At 48.7% G+C, this 23,703-nt stretch carries 16 protein-coding genes and 1 tRNA gene; 7 read left to right on the plus strand and 10 right to left on the minus strand.

Features of this window, described 5'->3' with window-relative positions:
- Positions 1-7: 7 nt before the first annotated feature.
- The 5 genes from BMZ56_RS20955 to BMZ56_RS20975 form a co-directional block, all read right to left on the minus strand.
- Positions 8-2,290, minus strand: coding sequence for a Tex family protein (locus BMZ56_RS20955; RefSeq protein ID WP_090630357.1), 2,283 nt, complete (start codon positions 2,288-2,290; stop codon positions 8-10).
- A complete protein-coding gene (locus BMZ56_RS20960; protein WP_090630361.1) occupies positions 2,287-2,739 on the minus strand; it encodes a Sec-independent protein translocase subunit TatA/TatB in 453 nt (150 codons plus the stop codon). The genes BMZ56_RS20955 and BMZ56_RS20960 overlap by 4 nt, the downstream gene beginning before the upstream one ends.
- A gap of 92 nt (positions 2,740-2,831) precedes the next feature.
- Positions 2,832-4,040 (minus strand): PepSY-associated TM helix domain-containing protein, encoded by a 1,209-nt coding sequence (locus BMZ56_RS20965; protein ID WP_090630363.1) that lies wholly within the window; start codon positions 4,038-4,040, stop codon positions 2,832-2,834.
- An 89-nt stretch (positions 4,041-4,129) separates the two neighbouring features.
- Positions 4,130-5,500, minus strand: coding sequence for a DUF4374 domain-containing protein (locus BMZ56_RS20970; RefSeq protein WP_090630366.1), 1,371 nt, complete (start codon positions 5,498-5,500; stop codon positions 4,130-4,132).
- A gap of 11 nt (positions 5,501-5,511) precedes the next feature.
- Positions 5,512-7,956 carry a TonB-dependent receptor gene (locus tag BMZ56_RS20975; protein WP_090630369.1) on the minus strand — a complete coding sequence of 815 codons (2,445 nt, stop codon included), beginning with the start codon at positions 7,954-7,956 and terminating at the stop codon, positions 5,512-5,514.
- 109 nt (positions 7,957-8,065) lie between these two features.
- Between BMZ56_RS20975 and BMZ56_RS20980 the strand changes: the two genes are divergently transcribed.
- Positions 8,066-9,082, plus strand: a complete 1,017-nt coding sequence (locus BMZ56_RS20980) for a helix-turn-helix domain-containing protein (RefSeq protein ID WP_090630372.1) — start codon at positions 8,066-8,068, stop codon at positions 9,080-9,082.
- Positions 9,083-9,098: 16 nt separating this feature from the next.
- Positions 9,099-10,463: an MATE family efflux transporter gene (locus BMZ56_RS20985; protein WP_090630375.1), complete on the plus strand. Its 1,365-nt coding sequence runs from the start codon at positions 9,099-9,101 to the stop codon at positions 10,461-10,463.
- Here the strand turns inward: BMZ56_RS20985 and BMZ56_RS20990 are convergent.
- The 3 genes from BMZ56_RS20990 to BMZ56_RS21000 form a co-directional block, all read right to left on the minus strand.
- On the minus strand, positions 10,460-11,794 hold the full coding sequence (locus BMZ56_RS20990; protein WP_090630378.1) for a dihydrolipoamide acetyltransferase family protein: 1,335 nt from the start codon (positions 11,792-11,794) through the stop codon (positions 10,460-10,462). The genes BMZ56_RS20985 and BMZ56_RS20990 overlap by 4 nt on opposite strands.
- 170 nt (positions 11,795-11,964) lie before the next feature.
- Complete coding sequence (locus BMZ56_RS20995; protein WP_090630381.1) at positions 11,965-13,218, minus strand: competence/damage-inducible protein A; 1,254 nt, start codon at positions 13,216-13,218, stop codon at positions 11,965-11,967.
- Between the two features lie 3 nt (positions 13,219-13,221).
- Complete coding sequence (locus BMZ56_RS21000) at positions 13,222-15,855, minus strand: putative LPS assembly protein LptD (protein WP_245893322.1); 2,634 nt, start codon at positions 15,853-15,855, stop codon at positions 13,222-13,224.
- A gap of 78 nt (positions 15,856-15,933) precedes the next feature.
- On the opposite strand from BMZ56_RS21000, the gene BMZ56_RS21005 reads away from it, so the two are divergent.
- From BMZ56_RS21005 to tig, 4 genes are all read left to right on the plus strand, one after another.
- A complete protein-coding gene (locus BMZ56_RS21005) occupies positions 15,934-16,779 on the plus strand; it encodes an N-acetylmuramoyl-L-alanine amidase family protein (protein WP_090630384.1) in 846 nt (281 codons plus the stop codon).
- A 116-nt stretch (positions 16,780-16,895) separates the two neighbouring features.
- Positions 16,896-17,840: an MlaD family protein gene (locus BMZ56_RS21010; protein WP_090630487.1), complete on the plus strand. Its 945-nt coding sequence runs from the start codon at positions 16,896-16,898 to the stop codon at positions 17,838-17,840.
- A gap of 93 nt (positions 17,841-17,933) precedes the next feature.
- A tRNA-Leu gene (locus BMZ56_RS21015) sits at positions 17,934-18,015 on the plus strand.
- Between the two features lie 64 nt (positions 18,016-18,079).
- Positions 18,080-19,429: a trigger factor gene (gene tig, locus BMZ56_RS21020; protein WP_090630387.1), complete on the plus strand. Its 1,350-nt coding sequence runs from the start codon at positions 18,080-18,082 to the stop codon at positions 19,427-19,429.
- 80 nt (positions 19,430-19,509) lie between these two features.
- Here tig and BMZ56_RS21025 read toward each other — a convergent pair whose 3' ends face one another.
- Both BMZ56_RS21025 and BMZ56_RS21030 read right to left on the minus strand, forming a co-directional pair.
- A complete protein-coding gene (locus tag BMZ56_RS21025; RefSeq protein WP_090630390.1) occupies positions 19,510-20,280 on the minus strand; it encodes a copper resistance protein NlpE N-terminal domain-containing protein in 771 nt (256 codons plus the stop codon).
- A gap of 66 nt (positions 20,281-20,346) precedes the next feature.
- On the minus strand, positions 20,347-22,911 hold the full coding sequence (locus BMZ56_RS21030) for a cation-translocating P-type ATPase (RefSeq protein ID WP_090630393.1): 2,565 nt from the start codon (positions 22,909-22,911) through the stop codon (positions 20,347-20,349).
- Between the two features lie 110 nt (positions 22,912-23,021).
- Here BMZ56_RS21030 and nfi point away from each other — a divergent pair, with 110 nt between their 5' ends.
- Positions 23,022-23,702, plus strand: coding sequence for a deoxyribonuclease V (gene nfi, locus BMZ56_RS21035; RefSeq protein WP_090630396.1), 681 nt, complete (start codon positions 23,022-23,024; stop codon positions 23,700-23,702).
- Position 23,703: the final 1 nt, after the last annotated feature.

The following is a 23,703-nucleotide window of genomic DNA, read 5'->3' on the forward strand; positions in this document are numbered from 1 at the left end:
CGTTTCTTCACGACCCAAACTTGCTCTTCAAGGCGGCTAACTTGGAAGCCATATCCGTTTCTTCGCGTTTCGGACGGTCCGGTTTTCCGTTTTTGCGGCCTTCCGTCTTTTTGAAGTCACCTCTTTCCGGCTTCCGGTCTTTCTTGTCCGGTTTCCCCGTGCTTTGACTTTCCGTTTTCATCGAAAGACTAATCCGATTACGCTTTTCATCCACTTCAATCACAGTTACCGTTACCTTTTGTTGAACTTTCACCACCTCGTTCGGATCTTTGATGTACCGGTTTGCCAGCTGGCTGAGGTGTACCAATCCATCCTGATGCACGCCGATGTCGACAAAAGCCCCGAAGGCAGTAATGTTGGTGACGATACCCGGCAGCTTCATGCCGATACGCAGATCTCCCACACTGTTCACACCTTCTGTAAACGAAAATTGCTCAAATTGTTCACGTGGATCCCGGCCGGGCTTGGCCAATTCGGCAAGAATATCCCGAAGCGTGGGCATCCCCACCGAATTGCTTACGTATTTTTTTAGATCGACTTGCTTGCGGAGTTTCTCATCCTGTAGTAAGTCCACCACACGGCAATTCAGGTCGGCGGCCATCCGTTCAACCAATGCATAACGTTCAGGGTGTACCGCGCTGGCATCAAGCGGGTTTTCGGAATTCCGGATCCGTAAGAAACCGGCAGCCTGTTCGAAAGCCTTGTCGCCCAAACGGGGCACCTTTTTTAGCGACTCCCGATTGCGGAACGCTCCGTGGGTATTGCGGAAATTGACGATTTGCTGGGCCAATGAAGGGCCCAAACCGGAAATATACGACAGGATTTGTTTGGATGCCGTGTTGAGCTCTACGCCGACTGCGTTGACACAACTAATTACCGTATCATCGAGCGAGGATTGGAGTTTCGTTTGATCAACGTCGTGTTGGTATTGCCCTACGCCAATGGATTTCGGGTCTATTTTGACTAATTCAGCCAGCGGATCCACGAGCCGTCTACCGATGGAGACGGCCCCGCGTACCGTAACATCGTGGTCGGGGAATTCTTCACGGGCTACTTCTGATGCTGAATAGATGGAAGCGCCACTTTCATTGACCATGACAAGGGTTATCCCGGGGAGAGCTAGTCTGCGGATAAACTCTTCCGTTTCGCGGCCAGCCGTACCATTACCAATGGCAATGGCCTGTATGCGATGTTTTTCAGCAAGGAACCGGACGGTCTTTGCCGCTTCTTCGGCCTTTGCCGCCCCGGTGTGCGGAAATATAGCTGTATTTTCCAGCAAAGCCCCCTGTTCGTCGAGGCAGACGGTTTTGCAGCCCGTTCGGAATCCCGGATCGATGGCCATCACCCGTTTCTGTCCCAAGGGCGCTGCAAGCAATAATTGCCGCACATTTTCAGCAAATACCCGGATGGCTTCGTCGTCTGCACGTTGGCGAGTCAGCATCCGTACCTCAGTTTCCATAGCGGGTTTGAGCAGTCGTTTATATCCGTCCAGCATGGCTATGCGTACCTGTGCACTTGCCTCTCCGGCACCTTTTATATACGCGTTGTCTAACAGCGGAAGTACTTCATTTTCGGGTATATCAATGTCGAGATAAAGCATCTCTTCTTTTTCGCCCCGACGCATGGCGAGTACGCGGTGTGAGGGTGCTGTTTTCAGCGGTTCGGACCACTCGTAGTAGTCCTTGTATTTGATGGCTTCCTCTTCTTTGCCGGGAACCACACGTGATGCGAACTGACCTTTTTCCATAAACGTTTGCCGTACCTGTGCCCGGATACTTGCATCTTCGGCGATGGTTTCAGCAATGATATCACGGGCTCCGGCGAGCGCTTCCTCCAGATCCTGCACCCCTTTTTCTGTATTTACGAAGCCCTGTGCCGCTTCGATAACGTCTGTGCCATCCTGCGCAAGAATAAGTTGCGCCAGTGGTTCGAGACCTTTCTCGCGCGCCATGCTTGCGCGGGTTTTGCGTTTGGGTTTATAGGGCAGGTAAATATCTTCCAGGTTGGCCATCGTTTCCGCGGCGTTTACCTGCTGTTCCAGCTCGGCGGTCAGCTTGCCTTGGTCGGTCAACGATTTAAGGATGGTTTCCCGGCGTTTATCCAAATCCCGCAATTGCTGTGCACGGTCGCGGATTTGTGTCAGTTGCACTTCATCGAGACTACCGGTCATTTCTTTTCGATAGCGTGCAATGAAAGGGATGGTGGCGCCTTCCGCTAATAACGTCAGGACAATACCCACCTGGCGCTCGGATAGAGCGAGCTCATTGGAAATACGAATTTCGTGGGTCACGCGTTCTTTTCTTCGCTTACGGGATGTTGTGGATCTTGATTAGAAGTTGGGGGGGTATCGATGTTGCCCGCGTCCGATGTGTTTTCGGTTGTGCCGTATTCACCGTCGTGATAATAGGGGCCTTCACTGCCATAATAATCAGGCTCACGTCCGGGATTATGTTCGTACGTGCCCGCTGGCGTGGAAGCATTCGTTTCGTTTAGCTTTTTGGGCTCTTCGTCTTTGACGATCACATCTTTTACTTCGATATCTTTCTCAAAATTGTTGATCTGGTCACTGATATCCCGCTTAATACTCTCTGATGCGTCTTTAAATTCACGGATTCCCCGGCCAAGCCCTCTTGCTAGTTCAGGTAATTTTTTGCCCCCAAAAAGCAATAGCGCCACAAATACGATCAACATCATTTCGCTCGTGCCGATATTCAGGAAAGCCAATACTGTACTCAACATAATACAATCTCTATTTTTACCACAGCTAAGGTAGGGGTAAATTTTGTGAAATCCATACGTTGCGAAAAAAAAGGCCGTGAATGCACTCCCGGCTACCGCGTCTTTTTCTTCATTTTATTGAGCCAGATAAGCGTACCGGTAACGGGTAAGCTGGTGGCCACCAAACAAGCCAAAAAATAGAGCAGCTTGGTAAACTGGCCGTAGACATTGCCAACGTGCAGGGCTTTTATGGAGCTGGCTACCCGCTCGTTGAATGGTTTGTCGCGAAAAATCTGCGTTTCTGTCACAGTAGCGGACGATGCATCCAGGGTTACCTGATCGCCCGCGGCTGGTGCAAAAAAGCCAATGCGGTTCTTACTGATAGATAACGGGGCTTTCGCGTCTTGGGGCAGACTGATGCGATAGTCGCCTTTATACGGTAATACCCGATCGGCCGCGGCAAGGTAGGTTGCGAAGGGGAGGAGCTGCGGCGACCTCGGCTTTTCGCTGCTTTCCGCGTGGCGACGGTCACCACCCCGTTCAGCTCGTTGTTCTTTATAGGTGCCCAAGGTTTTTTGTAGGCCGGTACGATACCAGGGGAAGGACCATTGCGGGCCGGTAATGCCCATAAGAAATAAAAAGATGAGTGAATAAAACGCCAACGAGTTATGCAGGTCGTGGTTGATCCGCTTCCAGCCCGCTGACCACTTGACGTTCAAGCCTTGCCTCCAGTTTTTTAACTTATTTGGAAACCAAATGATGAGGCCCGTCAGCACGCCCAGCGTGAATAGAATGGTGGCCGTACCGGAGATATAGCTGCCTAATTGGCGGTTGGGCAATTCGCCGATCAGCGGTTTTTCAATTTTATCCAGCAACAACCAGCGGTGCAGGCTAAACATCGTTTGCATAAACTCGCCGGTTTTAGTCGTTTCTTTGGAGGTGCCGGTAATTTCCCCGCTGTATGGATCGACATAATAGGTAGTGCCAAAACGGCTGTTGTCGCCCGCAATGCGCGCCGTAAATTGGTAGGTGCGGGCGGGGTCTGCCGATAGGGCAACGGCGGTTACCGTGCCTTCGGATACCCGGGCAATTTTTGAGACAAGGGAATCGGCTGGAAGCCGCTTTCCATCTACGGGAATAGCTACTTTATACAGATGTGGCGAGGCCCATTCGCGTAGTTCGGTATTATAGGTGTAGATGGTGCCGCTGAAGCAGATGACAACCACCACTATGCCGCTGATGAGGCCCGTCCAGAGATGGATATCGTTAAAAAATTTCCGGGTTTTTTGCCAGGTTGTTTTCTTGCGCGTTTTTTTAGTCATGATCAGTCGCTGGAAATAAGAACGACGGTGTCCCGGTATTGCACAGGCAATCCGAGACATAGCCGTTTCTTAGGTAGGTGTTTGTATTGTTAATAAGCACCGATATAATGGCTTCCCGAGCCGTTAATTAATTTGGCACCTTTCGTGATTTCCTTGGTTTTCCAGTTGACCACATATAGGTTCCCGTTCTTGCCAGTGGGGGTTAGCGGTACATAAATGTAATCGCCATCAGCACCGATATTTTGGAATTGGCCAAACGCCGTTGCCAGCGCTTCATCTCCCTCATAATCTGTTGTCAGCGGGGTTGCCGTATGGTTATTGAGGTCTACGAGTGCCAGGTATCCACCTTCAGCCGTTTCTCGGGTGTACAGTACCAGGCCGATCCCATCCTGAACGTAACGGAAAGCTCGGATACCGGCGTCATTGATATTCAGTGCCGCATTCAAATCAAAATTATAGGAGTTATCATACTCATTGGTCGATTTATCGATACGCAATATCTGGTGTCCACTACCCATAGCGGTCGCGGCCTGATAAACATGCCCATCCGTGCCTACATACTGGGTCATGGTCCGGTAGGAAAGGTTGTCCGTTTGGGCCACCGTAGAGGTGATTGTTTTTGGATTCCTCAACGAGGGGTAGTCAACCACATAGGTAACGGTGCCCAAATCCCGTTCGTCGGTCGTCGCCCAGCTCAACGCTCCACCGCGGCCAGCTTCCAGTTCCCGGTTGTCAAGGTCGTGCCGACGGATGCCCACACCGATAAAGAGCTTGTCTTGTGCCTTGTTCAATACCGGTACATCCGCCCGCCATACATGGTAACCTTGTCCTTCCAATTCCGCTCCCAGATCCACTTCGATGACACCGGTATTGGTAATGGCGTTATTATTCAAGTCGATGTTCGCCATTCGGATTTCGCCTTTTGGATGCTGATATTGGTGATTAGGCACCTCGCCGGTATAGGAATCCCGAGCATTGATAAAAGATACGCCTACGCCGATGTTTTCAGCAGCCTTGGTCCAACGGGGCGAGGTACCTAAAATGATAGCCGTATTGAGCTCAAGGCCGTCTTCTACGTATTTACCTTCGCCAGATACTTTGTATTTGTTGAAAACACCTCCTTCTGCTCCTGTGTACTGGATGTTGTAGAGGTATTGGCCGTCAGCGGATGCCTGTACACGTGCCGTGCGTTCTGATTTAAGCGAAAACCCGTTGCCTGCATCAAATATCTTTACTTCGTAATTCGGATCAGCCGCATTCTCGGGAGTGATGGCATAGGCAAGTGTGCCGCCATTGCCCGCTGTGCCGTTATCGTCAGGGAAGGCTGCTGTAAGCGTAATCCAGCGCGTCCCATCGTCAACAGGGGAGGTGGGGCCGGGCGTATCATTCTTACTACAGCTGCTTAGCGTTACCGCTGCAAGCACTGCCGCATACATCACTTTTGTTAGTCGATTGTTCATGCTATTTGTTTTTAGAGAAATTTACTGATGGTATAATTCAATTTGAAATAAACACCTCGCCCCGGCTTCTGGACCATGAAATTGTCGTACATTTCGGCGTTAAAAAGGTTCTTGACGTCTACACTGGCAACCAGTTTTCCGTTCGGAAACCGGTAGCTGGCGCCCAAGTCGTGGGTGAACTGCGTTGGGGTTTTCGACCATTCGGGCTGCCCCCACACAATGTAAAATTCGCCGACATATCCGGTGTTGTAATACAGATTCATCACCGACTGCCGCTGGAAAACATGATTCAGCCGGTATTGAATGTTTGTGTTGATGGTAAAAAAAGGCTCATTCGGCACCTGCTCGTTGTAAAGGTCGTGGTCTTCGCCAGCAGCATCGTTGCCGCCTTTGAACAGGTTGTTGAACTTAGAAAAATTCACCGTAGCATTCAGGCGATTGCTATATATGTAGTTGATTTCACCCTCTACGCCCCGTGCCTGGGTTTTGCCCAGGTTGATGTAGCGCGTAGTTTGGATATCGGCATCCGACTCTTCCTCGATTTCGTCTGCATCCACTACTTGCTGTGTGATTTTATCAAACCCGTTCCGCCAGAAAGCACTGCCGTAGATAGATAGGCGGTGTTTGCCGAAATCAACCGCCCCCCAACGGAGTCCGAGATTATAATTGACGTTTTTTTCCGGCATCAAACGGAGATTGGGAAGGATATTGATCTCGGGATCACCATATAATTGCCGTTCGTTGGGCATAATCTGGGCATTCTCGCCGGAGGCAATCACGAACAGTTTGGAAATTACATTGTACGATACCGTGGCACCGTAGCCGAAATTGTCGGCAAATGTGGTGGTGTCTCGCCGCAAAATCCCAACCTGCCCGTTTTGGGTGACGAATTCAGGCCTGCTGGTGCTCGTCCGGTTGGCGGTATATTTAACAAGCAGGTTCGTCCGCAGCCGGTCGTTCAAAGTCTGTGCTTCGTAATTGGCAGAAAGGATATTTTTAGCCAGTTTGCTAACGGTTACCAAGTCTTTATTAATCGGGTTCAGGAGGTCGTTGTCGTCCCGGTCTGTTGTCTCAAACTTATGGTTCAACGAGATACGATGCCCCCGAGCGAGGGTGTACCCCAGGTTGGAGCGCACATTGGTGATCTTCCGGTCGATCTGCGAAATGGTCTTTTCGCCCTGTTGTCCGCCGCCGGAAGTCCGGAGCGGTACCCGCTCGCCAAATTCAATCACTTCCCTTACCGTCCCGTCCCAATTGTATGCAAAGCCGACGGTATCCTGTAAGTACGTGCTACGATTGCTGTGTACTGCATTCACTGTCAATGCCAATCCATCCACCAGCAGGTCATTTTTGTGATAATTTAAACTCAGCACGTGTGCCTGGAATTCCGAAAAGCGGCCTACATACGGTACGGCCATGGTAGTGCCGTGGGGGATTTCATTGTACGTCTTTGAAATGTTGTATCCGATGAAGAACTGATCGGCCCAGCTAACATCGGTAAATCCGGCCTGAAACCGTCCACCAATTGACTTATAGGTATCGTTGAATCGTTTCGCGCGGTATGGCCGGGTTATCTGCTGCAGGTGGTTGACATAGGTAGTCGACCGTCCCCACGTGGTGAAGCTATTGTCTGTATACGTATAGAACCCCGAGGCCCGAGCTGAAAAGCCACTTTTTCTATCGCGGAAGGTAGCCCCAATGTCTGTCTGAAACGTATTGAATGATCCATAAGAGGTAGCAAGGGTGAGGTTGTTCTGCGACGCATCCTTCTTCAATACCACGTTGATGGCACCGCCTACGTAGTCGCCGGTCAGGTGTGAAGGTAATACGCCCTTATATACCTCAATCCGCTCGATCATGGCAGGTGGGATGTTGTTTAAATTAAAAGAGGAGCCATAGGTCGATATTTCAATGCCATCCAGGAATAGGCCGACAGCGCTGCCAGACAACCCATTCAGGTTGTATTCCACCTGAGATCCGATCCCACCATTTTGCCGAACACGTACCCCGACGGTGCGGTCCAGCAGTTCATTGGTTGTTAGGTTCCTAAGCGAGGCTTCTTTGGTTTCAATAACGGCTACAGCAAACCCACTGGTTTCCATGTCTTTTTTTTCTGTATTGCGAACCACCGATACTTCCTCCAACCGGCTGCCTTCGTTGGGCTCCGCAACGACGTTTTCGTGCAAGCGGGCCCGGTTCAGAATCACCCGAGCTTCCACAGTCTGTATCTCCAGGGAAGTGATTACGAGCTCATATTCGCCAAACGGGATGCCAGCGAAGGCATACCGACCGTTTTCATCCGTCATTGTCGCTTGCTCACCGGGTTTCAGGCTAACCGAAGCACCCACAACGGGCTGGCCGGTAGGCGTGGTAACCATACCTGAAAGTCCGCCGGTTTGGGCAAAGGCAACGGAAGTTGTGAGGAGTAGTAATGCAACGGATAACAGGCGGATCATATCTTTTTTTAAAACTATTATTTATATGTAGTCTAAATAGTTTATTTTTGGCGCAAATATAGAGTTACGTACGACCTGTAAATTATAAATAAGGGAATACAAATTATATATGACGGAATTTTCCTCGGAGCGCGACGAATTCACGCATGGTTTACTGGCAGACGGAGGTGTTCACAAGGAGGCATTGAAGGAAGGCACGGTTACGATAAGTCGTTTTGGTGTTTTTAGTTATTATCAAATCAGCACCTTCTATGCGGTTGATCGTTGTCGTATAGTAGCGCAGCCGAGACCCGAAGTCCGTTTAATTTTTGTCTCAAAGGGACAGCACATCCACATCGGATGTGACGGAGAAACAAAGTCTTTTTCGGCTGGAGAAAGTAATTGTCTGTTGGTGATAGAAGGCTGCACGCAGGACGTGGTTATTCAGAGTGATGGAGCTGTTGAACTATTTATGCTTGTTGTCGGCCTTTCAGATATTTCCTTGCCGATTGCCGATAGCCAGCCACGTCTCCTTGATTTTCTGAAAGCCAAAAGCTGCACCTGGTTATTGGATGAGCTAAATATGGTGTTAGGAATGAGGAAAATCGGTGTCATCCAACAAATACTCCATGAAAAGAAGCCTACCTATTTGCAGGCGGCCTACATGCAGTTGAAGTTGGCCGAGTTGTTCGTTCTATTTTTGGAGAAAGCGGATAAATTGGGTAGCTCGGAAGTGTTGACGCAGCTACGGCCGGATGAGTTAGAACGCGTCCGGAAAGTTCGCGATATGCTGCGCGATGATCCGGCCGCTTCTTATTCGCTGGTTGGATTAGCGCATACGGTCGGTACCAATGAAACGACCCTGAAAACTCACTTTAAAGCGGTGTATGGAGTGACGGTTTTTGGCTACCTAACGGCATGCCGCATGGAGCGCGCAAAGACCTTATTGGTGAAGGAGAATCTGAAAGTAGCCGTGGTGGCGCAGGAAGTGGGCTATAAATATGCATCACATTTTTCAGCAGCTTTCCGCAAATATTTCGGTTATCTACCCACGAAACTCCTGCGAATGGTTGTATCTGTTCCTGCCTATTTGTCGACTGCTGCGTTTTCAGAAGGAAATTATTTAAGTTTGCCGCTCCTAATTTAAACAGGGAGGGGCAAACGTGCGTCAAGGATTCAAATCATACAAACCGTACGCGCTCAGTACACTTGTACTGGCCGGGCCGGTCGTGATTTCCCAATTGGGCCAGATGTTGGTGCAGACCGCAGACAGCATTGTGGTGGGACATTTTGCAGGTACCATTCCGCTCGCAGCGGTCTCGTTAGTGCACAGTGTATTTATGATCGTAATGGTCATCGGCATTGGTATTTCCTATGGCCTTACGCCATTAATAGCACAAGAAAACGGTCGTAAAAACCATGCAGAATGCGGAGTGCTGCTTTCCAATAGCCTATTCATCAATATCCTATCCGGGCTCTTGCTGTTTTGCTTTGTCTATTTCGGATCGATGGCGGCGATCGATCATCTTGGGCAGGACCCGGCTGTGGTACGTGAAGCGAAACCCTATCTCTTCATCCTCAGTCTGTCCATCGTTCCATTAATGGTCTTCAATACGTTCAAGCAATTTGCCGAGGGATTGGGATTTACCAGGCAGGCGATGAATATCACCATATGGGGAAACGTGCTGAATGTGCTGTTGGCGATCGTTTTTGTGAAAGGCTTGTTTGGCGTGGCGCCGATGGGGGTAAGCGGGGTGGGGTATGCAACACTCATTGACCGTTGCCTGATGGGGATCGTAATGGGCATGTATGTGTTTCGATCTGTCAACTTTACACGTTACCTCGCGCAATTCAATGTTTGGCACGTAGGTTGGGTACGGTGTTTCGCGTTATTGAAAATCGGCGCCCCGGTAGCGATGCAATATGTATTCGAAGTGGGAGCTTTCGCCGCCGCGGCAGTAATTGCTGGGACGATCGGAGCCAACGAACAGGCTGCCCACCAAGTAGCCATCACCCTCGCTGCGACAACGTATATGATGGCGAGTGGAATAGCGTCTGCTGCCACCATCAAGACGGGCAACAGTTACGGAAACCGGAATGTTTTCCGACTGCGACGGTTTGCTTCTTCGAGTTACCTGATTGTGTTGGTTTTTATGGGGTTATCGGCCTTGCTTTTTACCGTATTTAACCATTATTTACCTTGGATTTTTACCAGCGATACGGTTGTTATTGGCATAGCAGCCCAATTGTTAATTATTGCCGGACTGTTCCAGCTTTTTGATGGCACACAGGTGGTCGGCTTGGGCATTCTGAGGGGGATGGGAGATGTGAATATTCCCACATTAATTACTTTTGTAGCCTATTGGGTAATAGGACTTCCGGTTGCCTACCTGCTGGGAATCGTAATGGATATCGGCGTGTCGGGGATATGGTATGGGCTGACACTCGGCCTGCTTACTTCGTCGGTATTACTGTATGCAAGATACCGCAGGGTAGTGGCGAAGTTCAGATTATTCCATCACACTTAGACCTCTCGATTCACATTCCAATTTTCCAGGTAGTCAGCCACTCGTTTGACAAAACGGCCTCCGAGTGCGCCATCTACTACACGGTGATCGTACGATAACGATAGGTACATCAGGTGCCTGATACCGATGAGGTCCCCATGTTCGGTTTCAATAACTGCGGGTTTCTTTGTGATGGTACCGACAGCCAAAATAGCCACTTGCGGCTGGTTAATGATCGGCGTACCCATGATGTTGCCGAATGCGCCGATGTTGGTCAGCGTAAACGTTCCATCCTGGATATCATCGGGACGTAATTTATTTGTTCTCGCGCGATTCGCCAAATCATTTACCGCTTTGCTGAGCCCCACGAGACTCAGTTGATCGGCATTCTTAATAACCGGAACAATCAGGTTGCCCGTAGGCAAAGCCGCCGCCATTCCGACATTGATGTTGCGTTTTTTAATAATCTGCGTTCCACTGACAGAAATGTTCACCATGGGGAAGTCCCGCAAGGCCTTGGTTACAGCCTCGATAAAAATAGGCGTAAAGGTAATTTTCTCCCCTTCGCGCTTTTCGTAAGCGTCTTTTATTTTGTTGCGCCAGCTAACCAGGTTGGTTACATCGGCTTCCACAAACGAGCAGACATGGGGCGAAATCTGTTTGCTACGAACCATGTGTTCGGCAATCAAACGACGCATGCGGTCCATTTCAATGATTTCGTCTTGAGGAGATAGGGTAATGGCTGCCGGAGGTGGGGCCGAATAAACCGTCTCGGTTGCGACGTGGGATACCTGAGATGCTTCGTACGCGTCGGATCCTTGTTGCTGGGTAGCTTTTTTTGTTTCCAGGTAGTTTAGTATATCTTGCTTGGTTACCCTTCCTTCACTGCCAGTACCGGAGATGCGATCCAGTTCTGCTAGGCTGACTCCTTCTTCGTTGGCGATATTTTTGACCAAAGGTGAATAAAAACGCCCTTCTCCACCTCTGGAAAGGTGTCCATCCGCTGCGTCTTCCAATTGCTCGACCCCGGGAATGTTAGGTGCAACGGCATCGTCGTCAGTCATTTCAGACGGGGCGTTCTGTTCGCGGGTCACCGGTTCCTCATCGCTCCCCTCGGTTTCAATGATCGCAATGACATCCCCCACTTGGGCAATGTCGTTTTCCGCAAAGCGTTGCTCTTTTAATATTCCGGATACGGGAGAAGGAACGTCGGAATCCACTTTATCCGTGGCAATTTCCAATACCGGTTCGTCTTCTTCAATCGAATCACCGGGATGCTTCAACCACCTCACTACAGTTGCTTCTGATACGCTTTCGCCCATTTTGGGCAATTGTAGGTTATATATTGCCATATTGAATGCTCGTTTTATCCGCGCAAACCCGCATACTAATTACGTCCGTTTGCCTATCAAAATCGGCCTAAGTTACATAAATAATTGATTAAAAAATAAACATCAAAATTTAATTTCGTTTATATGTGTATATAAGAAATTTAATAATGTATAATTAGGGGGAATTCAGGTCACTTGCGGTCTTTTTCGGAATTTAACAATTGCCAAAGCATCCCTAAAGCGGCCATGGAGGAGCGCTCGATGTTGATGGCCCGATCCTGGCCAAACAGGTATTTCCGGGCAGTTACATGGTCTTTTCCAGCTACAGCGATCCATACCAGCCCAACAGGTTTTTCGGGTGTACCGCCTTCGGGGCCAGCGATTCCACTTACCGCAATGGCATAGTGGGTGCGGAAAACTGTCTTGGCGCCAACAGCCATTTCCCGTACCGTTTCCTCACTTACAGCTCCATACTGATCGAGTGTCTCCTCTTTGACACCAAGTACGGAATGTTTTACGGCATTTGAATACGTAACTGCACCGCCTTCAAACATGGAACTACTGCCTGGCAAAGAGGTGATGAGCCGTGCAATATTTCCCCCCGTACAGCTTTCGGCGGTCGATAACAAAAGTTCGTGTTCCTGCATGAAATCCCGGATCAACTTTTCGAGGGTCGTGTCTTCGTCTGCAAGAAAATATTCCCCAATGCGTTCCTTCAATTGATCAGCGAAGGTTTGTGTTTCTTGTTTCAGCCTTTCCTGATTTTCTCCGATCGCCGTGAGTCGCAATCGTACCAATCCGGGTTTGGGCAGATAAGCGAGATGGATATGAGCAGGTAATGCAGCTTCGATATCTGCGATTTTTTCGGCTAGGAAAGACTCTCCGATGCCGCCTGTCAGCAGGGTGTGGTGCCACACAGGTACGCGCCCATCCAAGCTGCGGAGGCGGGGCAACACGCGTTCCCGCATGATATGCTTCATTTCGAAAGGGACACCTGGCATAATCACATAGGGTCTTTCCTTATGGGTTATCCACATGCCGGGTGCCGTGCCCATTTCGTTGAACAATACCTCGCTTTTCTCCAGTACATCGGCTTGCCTTCGGTTAATTTCCAGTATGGGACGGTTGCCTCGCCGGAAGATGGCCTCGACATGGGCCAGTACTTCGGGAGCGCGGCGCAGACCGCAGTCGAAATAAGTGGAAAGTGTTTGTTTGGTCACGTCGTCTTTGGTAGGACCCAATCCCCCGGTTACCAGAATAAGATCGGCTCTACCTGAGGCCAATGTCAGCGCTATGAGGATGTCTGACGGGTCGTCCGCAACAGAACTTATTTGTTTGACATGGATGCCGATCGAATTCAATTGCTGTGCAATCCAAGCCGAATTGGTATCGACGATTTGACCGATGAGGATTTCATCGCCTATGGTAATGATCTCTGCTTGCATATATTAGAAACCTCCGAAGTTATCGTTTCGCTTGGTCAATTTCAGATCCTGCAGAATAGAAGCCTTGGCGCGGATGGTTACATTATAACTTTGGAATCGCCCGAAAGGCACCCATCCGAAAGACATATCCCAGCAATGCAAATCGCGGTAAATGCTGAAACGCGTCATGGAAACCTCCTTCTGTCGGAAATCGTAACCCGAATTGAATTGAACCTTCCATTTTGGAGTCAGGCTGAAGTCACCATGTACATTTAATGTCGCGGTTACCCTCGATTGGTTTCCCGGATTCGAGTACTGAAAACTAAACGAACCCGCCAAGTTCCAGGGAATATTGAAATCAACAAATGCATTAGGATCTGAACTGATACGGGCCAATTGCTGCTGCTGTTCGGGCGTCATGTTGGGTTTCTGTGCGTCCAGCGAATCAAGGCCCTGTTGACGGCTTTTATTGGCGTCGGGATTGAAACTGTAGTCGAATGATAAGCCAAATTGCGTAAGACGGGCAAGCTTGCCATCCTGGATGGCGTACCGGTTCACCCGCCTTTCCGCCATTCTATCATAACTATATGGGTCAAATGTACCATTGAAATTGAGGTTGATTTTCTGATTGAATAATGCGGTACGCCCAGAAAAGTTGATGTTGGATAATTTAAAAGAATCCGCAACGAAATTATAATTTCCACTGAAAGTTAATCCCTGTAAAATGGGGACTTTCTTAACTCCACCATCGGTTGTGTCCTTTTTGCTTAAGATTTTTGCTTCCAGGTTATTGTCAATGGAAAAGCCGATCCCCATGGAGCGGCCACTTCCCGGCGACCCATACTTGCTTCCCTGGAAAATGGAATAGAGATTTTCTTCTCCCCGTGCATCAATATACCGGCGATAAAATCCATACATCGGATCGGAAAAGTCCGGGCGGTAATTAAGGTTAAATGAGGGAGTGATGACATGCCGCATCGCTTGGATCTTTCCGATTTTTGGATACATTCCATAAATTTTAGTCGATAAGCCCGAAGAGACAGAATAATCATATGACCGACGGAACCCCTGGACGGTATCCCGGAGTTCCTCAAATCCATTTACGGTATTTTCCAGCCTCCGGCGGTAGGTCTGAAAGTGCCATCCCTCGTTGTAGCTTACACTGCTATTAAACTGGAAGTACTTCAGCACATTCAGTGAAAGGCTTACGGGAATGCTGTGCTGGAAGCCATGCTGGAACTGCCCCAGCGTCTCTTTACTGAACAAACCGGTTTCCTTTGCATTCAGTGTATTATCTCCGCGCAGGGAATAACTGACATTGATCCGTTGATACCACTTCTGTTCACCTACACGGTCTTTGGAATCAAATGGATTGAATGAAGCAACGCTTAGTGAAAACGTAGGAAGATCCAAAGAAACCGTCTGGTTCGCCATATCCTGCGAATGCCGCATACTGGCGGTAAAATTTACTTTCCCATCGGCGAAGGTCCGGCCATAGCTGATACTGGAATTCATGGTATTCCGGGTGATTTCCTCGTAATTGGTCGAGCCTGCTGCGGCCGTGTTATGTGCGTATCCACTCGTGCCGAATTGTACGCTAGCACTAAACGTAGTGCCGGGATTGGCTTCCTGCAACTGCGTATGGTTCCAGTTCACACGGAAATCGTGCCGTGCTCGGTATTGGTCTGTTCCTTCCACGCCGCTTTTCGTATTGGCAAAATTGATGTTAAATCCACCATTATACTTATAATTCACGCGGTAGCGTGTTAGCACAGAAGTTTCCCAGGAACCCTTCGAATACAGGGTTCCTCTCAATTCACTGTCCCAATAGTCGTTGAATGCAAGATACCAGCCAATGTCTCGCATGTAGAAGCCCCGATTGAATTCTTCGCCAAACGTGGGGAACAAAAAGCCTGAGGAACGTTTGTTCGGTTTAGGGAAAAAGCCGAAAGGAATGGTAATGAATCGCAGTGGAACACCTTCCATTACGAGATAGGCCGGTCCTGAAATAATCTGATTTTCGGTAACAATTCCCTTGCTTATCTGGATGCCGAAATGTGTATGCGGTTGGGGTAAATTACAAGTGCTATACATGCCGTGGTACAACGACATCTCATTATACTGATCCTTACGCACCCTGCTTGCCTGGATAAACCCTCCATCGACCTCGGTAAAGATGCCAAAGGTGACGCCATTTCCGGTGTCGAAGTTGTACCGGAGTGAATCGACGGCTTTTGGGGGTTCATTCGGAAAGATGACTACCGGGCGACCTGAATATTTGTTATTATGGTCAATGAGCCCGCTGGCAAAAACTTCGTTGATCGACTGATCCACACGGATATAGTCGGCTGCAAGTTCAAATCCTTCATATTTAACTTTGGCGTCGCCGTATAAGTGGATGATGTTGGTTTTGAGTTCCGTGACCTGAGAGTCTGCTGCGGCAATCGTAACCATGGCCTTCAATCCATCGGTGGAGTCTCTTCGGGCAGTGTCGGCTTTGTTACCGAGCGAATCGGTCGCCAGTGTATCTGCAAGGGCATTTCGCGTGGTGTCAGATGGAAGCGTTGCGGGGGAACTTTCCTGCCCATATAGGGTTATACAGGAAAATACCGTTAATAATAGTAAAAAAAAGACAGCAACAGACCTCAAATTTGACAATGAATACTATTTTTGCAATAATTCAAAATTGGCACAAAATTAATTAAAATAGTTAGGATTTTGGTGTATTACATCGACATGATAAAACATCTCACAACATATATTCTTTGTTTCTTTTCCTTATACCTACTAATTCCAACGATTTCTTTCGCAAATAAGTATCAGGATACGCTTTATACCGTAAAAACCATCGTGCTCGATGCGGGGCATGGCGGAGATAAGCCGGGTACGAGGGGAGCCATATCATTGGAGAAAGACGTGGTGTTGCAGGTAGCGCTGAAGCTGGGAAAAGCTATTGAGGCCAAAATACCCGGTGTGAAGGTGCTTTATACACGTACCACAGATGTTGATGTGGAGTTATATAAGCGCATCGAATTTGCCAATGACAAGAAAGCGGATTTATTTATTTCCATTCATTGCAATGCTACACCTGCGCGGAGAATACGACGACGTAACAGCAAAGGAAAGTATTATTATGTCACCAGCCAAAACAAAACAGTTAGAGGCACGGAAACCTTTGTTTCAGGATTTGGCAGGCTGGGAGAGCAAGATGCGGCACTGCGCGAAAATGCTGATATTCTCCTCGAAGACAATTATCAGGAAAACTACCAGGGTTTCGACCCCAATGATCCAGGGAGCTATATCGTATTTTCATTGATGAAAAATCAATACCGGGATAAAAGCATCCGGCTGGCATCATTCATTCAGGAGGAGTATGTCAAGTCTGGGCGGGAAGATCGTGGCGTACAAGAACAAAGCCTAGCCGTGTTGGCACGTGCAGGAATGCCTGCAGTATTGACTGAAATAGGGTTTTTAAGCAACCCAAATGAAGAGACGTTCATGAATTCTGAAAAGGGCCAGGCTGAAATCGTTGATAACTTGGTAGAAGCAATCAAAGCCTATAAACGGCAGGTTGAGCGTTGACAGAATCGCGCTAAACAATATGGACGGGAACGTTGTTTTATGGATGGACGGTATCGTTTTTGCTTGTCTTTTTGCAAAAACAAAAACGGAAGCATAGAAATACAAAAACTCGGCGTGTGAAGATAGCAAATGAAACGAAAGTGGGCATATTGGCGGTCGTAGCCATTGCCATCTTAATCTTGGGATATAGTTTTCTGAAAGGAAACGATGTGTTCAGTAGCGACCACACGTTTTACGCAACGTATGACCGCGTGGATGGGCTCACCGAGTCCAAGCCTGTTCTTGTAAATGGTTACCAAATTGGCCGTGTGTCGGATATGCAGTTGCAATCGGACGGTCGCATTCGAACCGAATTCAAGGTACAGCGTAATTACGCCATCCCCGCCAATACGGTGGCGCTTCTCGCCAGTACCGATTTGTTGGGAGGCAAAGCCATCGTTTTTGAGTTGGGCAACGGATCGACGTATGCCAAAGATGGCGACGAATTGACGGCGGGAATACAGAAAAACATTATGGAGCAGGTTGAGCCCATCCAAAAAAAGGCTCAGGATATCGCTGCCGTATTGGATTCGGTATTGAGCTCCATTAACAACACAATCAATAAAGATTTCCAACGGGATTTTAATCGAAGTATCAATAGCATTGCCAATTCCCTTCAAAACCTCGAAGGTATTACCCGCCAATTAGACGGACTGGTGGTCTCCGAACGGAATCGCATCAGTCATATCATGGGGAATGTGGAATCCATTACCGATAACCTTAAAAATAACAATGAACGAATTGGCAATGTCTTGGCCAATTTGGACAGTATCACCGATCAAGTGGCCAAAGCTAATTTTGCGCAAACCATTCTTAGTGCCAATAAGGCGATGGCCGATTTCCAGTCGATTACAGATCGAATCAATCAGGGGCAAGGATCAATCGGTATGCTGTTGAATGATGAACAGCTATACAACAACCTCAATCAGGCTTCACAAAATCTGGAAGAACTGATCGCAGATATGAAAGCGCGGCCGGGTCGGTATGTGCATTTCTCCGTGTTTGGCCGTAAAAAAGATTGAAAAGTTGAAGATTAATTGAACGTTGAAAGTGAAAAAAGGTATTGTCGTTTTAAAGAATTAACTTTACCTTTGCAGTCCAAATAAAATCCTACTGCGGAAGTGGCGTAATTGGTAGCCGCACCAGACTTAGGATCTGGCGCCGCAAGGCGTGGGGGTTCGAGTCCCTTCTTCCGCACTTCGATCCTCCCGAAAGCATCGGGAGGATTTTTTATATATGCGATAAACGCTTAAAATTGAGTATGAACATTTCACACCAAAACATCGACGAAATCAATGCCGTCATTACTGTAGACCTCGGTCCCGAGGATTACAATCCCCAAGTAGACAAAGCCATTAAGGAACAAGCAAAGAAAGCTAAATTACCCGGATTCCGTCCGGGGATGGTGCCTACTTCCCACATCCGACGCACCTATGGGAAGGCCATTCTCTTTGACGAAATCAATCGGTTGGTAAGCGATCAAATCAATCAATACATCAGCGAAAATAAACTGGACATTTTAGGACAGCCGCTACCCAAGGAAGATGATAAAAACGATTATCAATGGGATTTCAACGATACCTTCTCATTCAATTACGAAATTGGGTTGGCACCGCAGTTTGACGTTCCGTTCAACGAAAAGTCAAAGTTCCCTGAGTATGTGATCAAAGCCGATGAGGAAACGTTGGAATCCCGCATTAAAAACCTTCGCCGTAGCTACGGAAAAATGACCAATCCGGAGGTCTCTGAAGATGGCGACGTACTTTACAGCGAGCTAAAGCAATTGGATGCCGACGGCAATGAGCTGGAAGGGGGAATCGTTAACACCGCTTCGGTGCGCACGGATCTGGTGGATGATAAAAAGATTAAAAAGACACTGATCGGGCTGAAAAAGGATGACGAACTGACGTTGGATGTCAAGAAGGCCTTTAAGAACGTATCTGATGTCGCCCGTATCCTGGGTGTTAAGGAAGAGGAAGCGGAGTCCCTGGAAAACACGACGTTTAAGCTGACCGTGAAGAATGTAAACCGGCTGGAGGAAGCGGATTTGACGGAAGACTTTTACGACAAGTTGTTCGGCGAAGGAACCGTAAAAACTGAAGCTGAGTTCAAAGAAAAGGTAAGAGAAGAGGTTGAAAGTAATTTAGCACAAAATGCCGCCCAGAAATTGCAAAATGATCTGTATTTAAAAGGTTTGGATGCAGTGAAAGTCGATTTTCCAGAGGCGTTTCTGAAAAGATGGTTGAAAGCAACTAATCCGGAGATTAAGGAGGATGAGTTGGAAGAGGGGTTTGCTGATTTCATTAAAAATCTGAAATGGACCCTTATTGAAAACCGTATCATTACACAAAATGGTTTGGAGGTGAAATACGAAGAAGTGTTGGCACTAGCCAAGGAACGTATAGCCGCTCAAATCAGGATGTATAGCCCAGGACAGGAGCCTACCGACCAGCAATTGGCACAATATGCGGTACAATTGCTCGGTGATAAAGAACAAGCCAATCGCCTGTTCGATGAAGTGAAGGCATTGAAAGTGTTTGATTACCTGAAGGGATTGGTGAAACTCGAGAAGAAGGAAATCGAATACAATAAGTTTCTGGAATTGAAATAATCCCATTAACGATTATCGTAAGCAGGGATGCACGGAGAACCGCGAAAAGTAACTCGTTTCTCTATGCATCCCTGATTTATTTATTTTTCTACCGCAACAAATCGTGCGAGGGGAGCCATCCGCGCCCGGAATAACTGAAGGGTATCTCCCTGCAGGTGATAGCTGTCTGCAGATTCCAATGCACGTCTTAATCCATTTTCCACTTCCATGTTTTCGCAGGCCATCATGGTGCCGATCAGTTGCGAGAATTTAATCCGGTTTGGATCGGATAATTCATAAGTGCCGCCCATACCATTGCAACCGCCATTTGCTTCGACTCGATTCTCTTCCGTATTCAGGCGTATATAAGGCTCTTTTTGGGTGGTTCCATCCACAACGGCCTTACCCTGTATTTCCACCAGCTTCCAATACCTTCCGGTAATGGTTGCTGTGGCTTTGCTTAAGATGTAATGTTCAGCCAAATCCCCGGTGATCCGATTGCCTTCCATATCGAGATGAAACAGGCGATTTTCGCCAACCTGAAATTTTTCACCCCGGTCGGCAAGCGTAATTTGGTTGCCATTTTCATTCCATGTGAAATTGCCGGATTCGGTAAATACGGAATCACCACGCTCAAGATATTGCGTTTTCAGTTGATAGGAGTTGTCCTCGTTCAACGTCAGTACATACCGGATGCCGGGGCAATCGGCGCAGGGAAGCGTTCCTTGATAGGTGCCGCTCCAATCCAGCGAATTCTGGCTGTTATGTGCGGGATCTGCTCCTGGGTTTGAGGCTGTCCGTTTGGTTTGGCATGAGGTAGCAGCGACTGTCACGGCCATCATGCAATAGATTGTCCATTTTAGATGTTTCATCTGTATTAAGTGTTATTCATCGTCCTTTTTAAAAATAACAAAAAAAGTACCACGTTATCAAACAACTCAGTTGTTTGATAGTTTGGCAATCCATAATTTCGAACTCTCGATACATGCTACGCAGGAAACCGATAGCAAGATGGTTAGACCCATCGCTTCCGCCGGCAATGCGACGGTTTTGAATACAGGTTGGAGGAAAGGCGTATACACCAGCAGTAGTTGCAATCCGATCGAAAACAGAACGGTAACGATTAAGAACGGATTCCTGAACAAGGGAAGCCGGAACAGAAACGTATTGGAACTTCTAACTACCAAGGCATTTCCCAATTGGACGAAACTTAGCATCGAAAACACCATGGTCTGTTGGTATGCAATATCGTAGCCCTGGTTCATAGCCAGGAATTGCAGAACAAATGCTCCGATGGCCATCAGTACCCCGGTAAGTACGATACGTGGGATAAGCCCGCCTGCAAAGAGGTTTTCATCCGGCCGGCGTGGCGGCCGTTGCATGGCGTTTTTCTCTGCTGGCTCGGATGCCAGCGCTAATCCCGGTAGGCCGTCTGTTACGAGGTTTATCCAAAGGATATGGATGGGAAGCAACGGAATGGCCAAACCCAACATGGGGGCGAAGAAGATGACGAGGATTTCGCCGAGGTTGCAAGACAGCACGTACAGGATGAATTTCCGGATATTGTCGTAGATGCGGCGACCTTCTTTGATGGCTTTCACGATGGTAGCGAAATTATCATCAAGCAAAATCATGTGTGCGGTTTCCTTGGCGACATCCGTTCCGGTTATCCCCATGGCTACGCCGATGTTGGCCTGCTTCAACGAAGGTGCATCGTTGACACCGTCTCCGGTCATGGCGACAAACTCACCGTTTTGTTGGAGGGCTTTTACGATGTTGAGTTTCTGTTCAGGGGAAACACGCGCGTAAACAGTGGTTTGCTTCACCTTAGCTTTCAATTCGTCGTTCGAAAGTTTATGTAGGTCTGCGCCGGTAAGTGCCTTCTCCTCTGGGTTGGTTATCAGTTTCAATCGTTCAGCAATGGCTACTGCCGTAAGCGGCTGATCGCCGGTGATCATAACCGGTTTGATTCCCGCCGTTCGGCATAGATCAATGGCTTCCACGACTTCCTCGCGCGGAGGGTCTATCATACCGGCCATACCCAGGAAATCCAATTCCGCTTCCAGCGAGGCGTCCAATTTTTCCGGGCGCTTATTAAGCCACCGATAGCCAAAAAAGAGTACCCTTAGGCCTTCACGTGCCCATTCACGGTTGGTGTCCAGCCACTTTTCTTTTTCGTCGGTGTAGTTGGCCGACAGGGCTTCGGCAATTTTTCCCGGCGCACCCTTTACCAATAAGAGGTATTTATCTCCGTGCTGATGCAGCGAGCTCATCCGCATGCGCTCCGAATCAAAAGGCAATTTGTCGGCGATTAGATATTCTTTTTCAGCCTGTTGCCGTGCTATGCCCTCCTTTAATGCATGCGCGACCAAGGCGATTTCCGTGGAGTCGCCCATGGGGGTTTCGTTTTCGTCAAACCGGATTTCGTTGTTCAGTAAAAATGCATGCAAGAGCAATGCCTCCTGTCCGTCGGGTTGCCAGACCTTTTCTACTGTCATTTTATTTTTGGTGAGCGTGCCGGTCTTGTCGCTGCAGATGTAGGTGACCGATCCCAGTGTTTCGACGGCAGGCAGCCTTCTAATGAGTGCCTCTTGCTTGACCATCCGCGCTGCGCCGTTGGCCAGGGCAATGGTGATTACCGCAGGTAGCGCTTCGGGCAATGCCGCGACGGCCAACGATAAGGCGGTCAGGAAGATTGTTAGCATTTCTTCGCCGCGGTATAAGCCGTAGGCAAATATTGCTGTACAGATCACCAATACGATAATCACCAGTTGTTTGCTGAATTTTTGAAGCCGTCGCTGCAATGGCGTCTGCTGGGATTCCCCTTCGAGCAGGGAAGCGATTTTTCCCATTTCGGTGTTCATGCCCGTTTCCGTGACGACCATCCGGGCCGATCCATTGCTTACTACCGTTCCTTTGAAGACCCTATTGAGCTGATCGCCGGGTAATAATTCGTTCCCTTTGATGGGGTCGGTATGTTTTTCCACGGAATGGCTTTCGCCCGTGAGCATAGCTTCTTCCATTTTGAGGGCGCTGATTTCCAGTAGTCTTCCGTCTGCCGGAACGATATCTCCGGCATCAAGCAGCACCACATCCCCTGGAACCAATTGGCTGGCCTCGATTTCCATAGGGGTGCCTTTCCGCACAACCATCGTATGCTGGGCAGCCATCTGCTGGAGTTTCTGGATGGATGCTTCCGCCCGGCTCTCCTGGATGTAGCCGATGATCGCGTTGCCTAAAATGATACCAAGGATGACATAGGCGTCGGTATGCTCACCGACGAAAAAGGAAATGGCTGCAGCCACAGCAAGGATGGCAATCATTACATCCTTGAATTGGGCAACGAATAGGGCAAGTTTGGAGGTTTGCTTGCCGGCTTCGAGCTGGTTCGGACCATGCCGTTCCTGCCGTGCCGCGACGGCAGCTTTGCTTAGTCCATCCATGGAGGAATCCAGGTGTTCCAATACCTGTTCAGTAGTTTGCTGGTACCAAGGTGAGGCCATACATCGAGCGAGCTAATTGTTTCAAGGATAACTGTTTTTAAAGCTAACGGTATCGGGGCGATTATGTTTGTCTGCAGGATAATTGGTATCTTGTTTGCCGAATTGATGTGATGGAGAATTACGATACATTAAGTATTACGGAAGCAACCGTGTTACAGCAGGAGTTGCGCAAGCGTACGGATACAGCAGAAAGGGAAGTATCCATCCAGCTTATCGGAGGTGCAGATATTTCACTGAATCTATACAGCTCCACGATCTATGCCGGTATCATCCTGCTCTCGTTTCCCGCATTGCAGCCTGTCGGCTGGTCGCTGGTCAAGGCTGAAACGCACTTTCCTTACGTACCGGGATACCTGGCTTTCCGTGAAGTGCCCGCGTTGAAGGAAGCCTGGAAACGATTGGCGGAAAAACCCGATGTATTGGTCGTGGATGGGCATGGCATTGCGCATCCACGTCGATTGGGCATCGCTACACATTTCGGTGTCGAGACCGGCCAACCGAGTATGGGTTGTGCCAAAAAACTGTTAACAGGTAAATATAACGAACCCGGCCTATTAGCGGGCGATCATAGCCCCATTATGGCTGGTAGCGAACAAATCGGCTATGCATTCCGCAGTAAAAGCAAAACTGCGCCGGTATTTGTTTCACCGGGGCATCTCTTGGGCATGGAAAACAGCTTGCAGCTCATCCGGCAATGCCTCGGGAAATACCGGATTCCCGAACCGACGCGCCTGGCGCATGAGCTCGTAAACCGCTTCCGGCGCGGGGAACTGCCGGAGGGCGTGAGGTGAT

Origin of the sequence: Parapedobacter indicus, from assembly GCF_900113765.1 — a bacterium.
In the GTDB taxonomy this organism is placed as follows: domain Bacteria; phylum Bacteroidota; class Bacteroidia; order Sphingobacteriales; family Sphingobacteriaceae; genus Parapedobacter; species Parapedobacter indicus.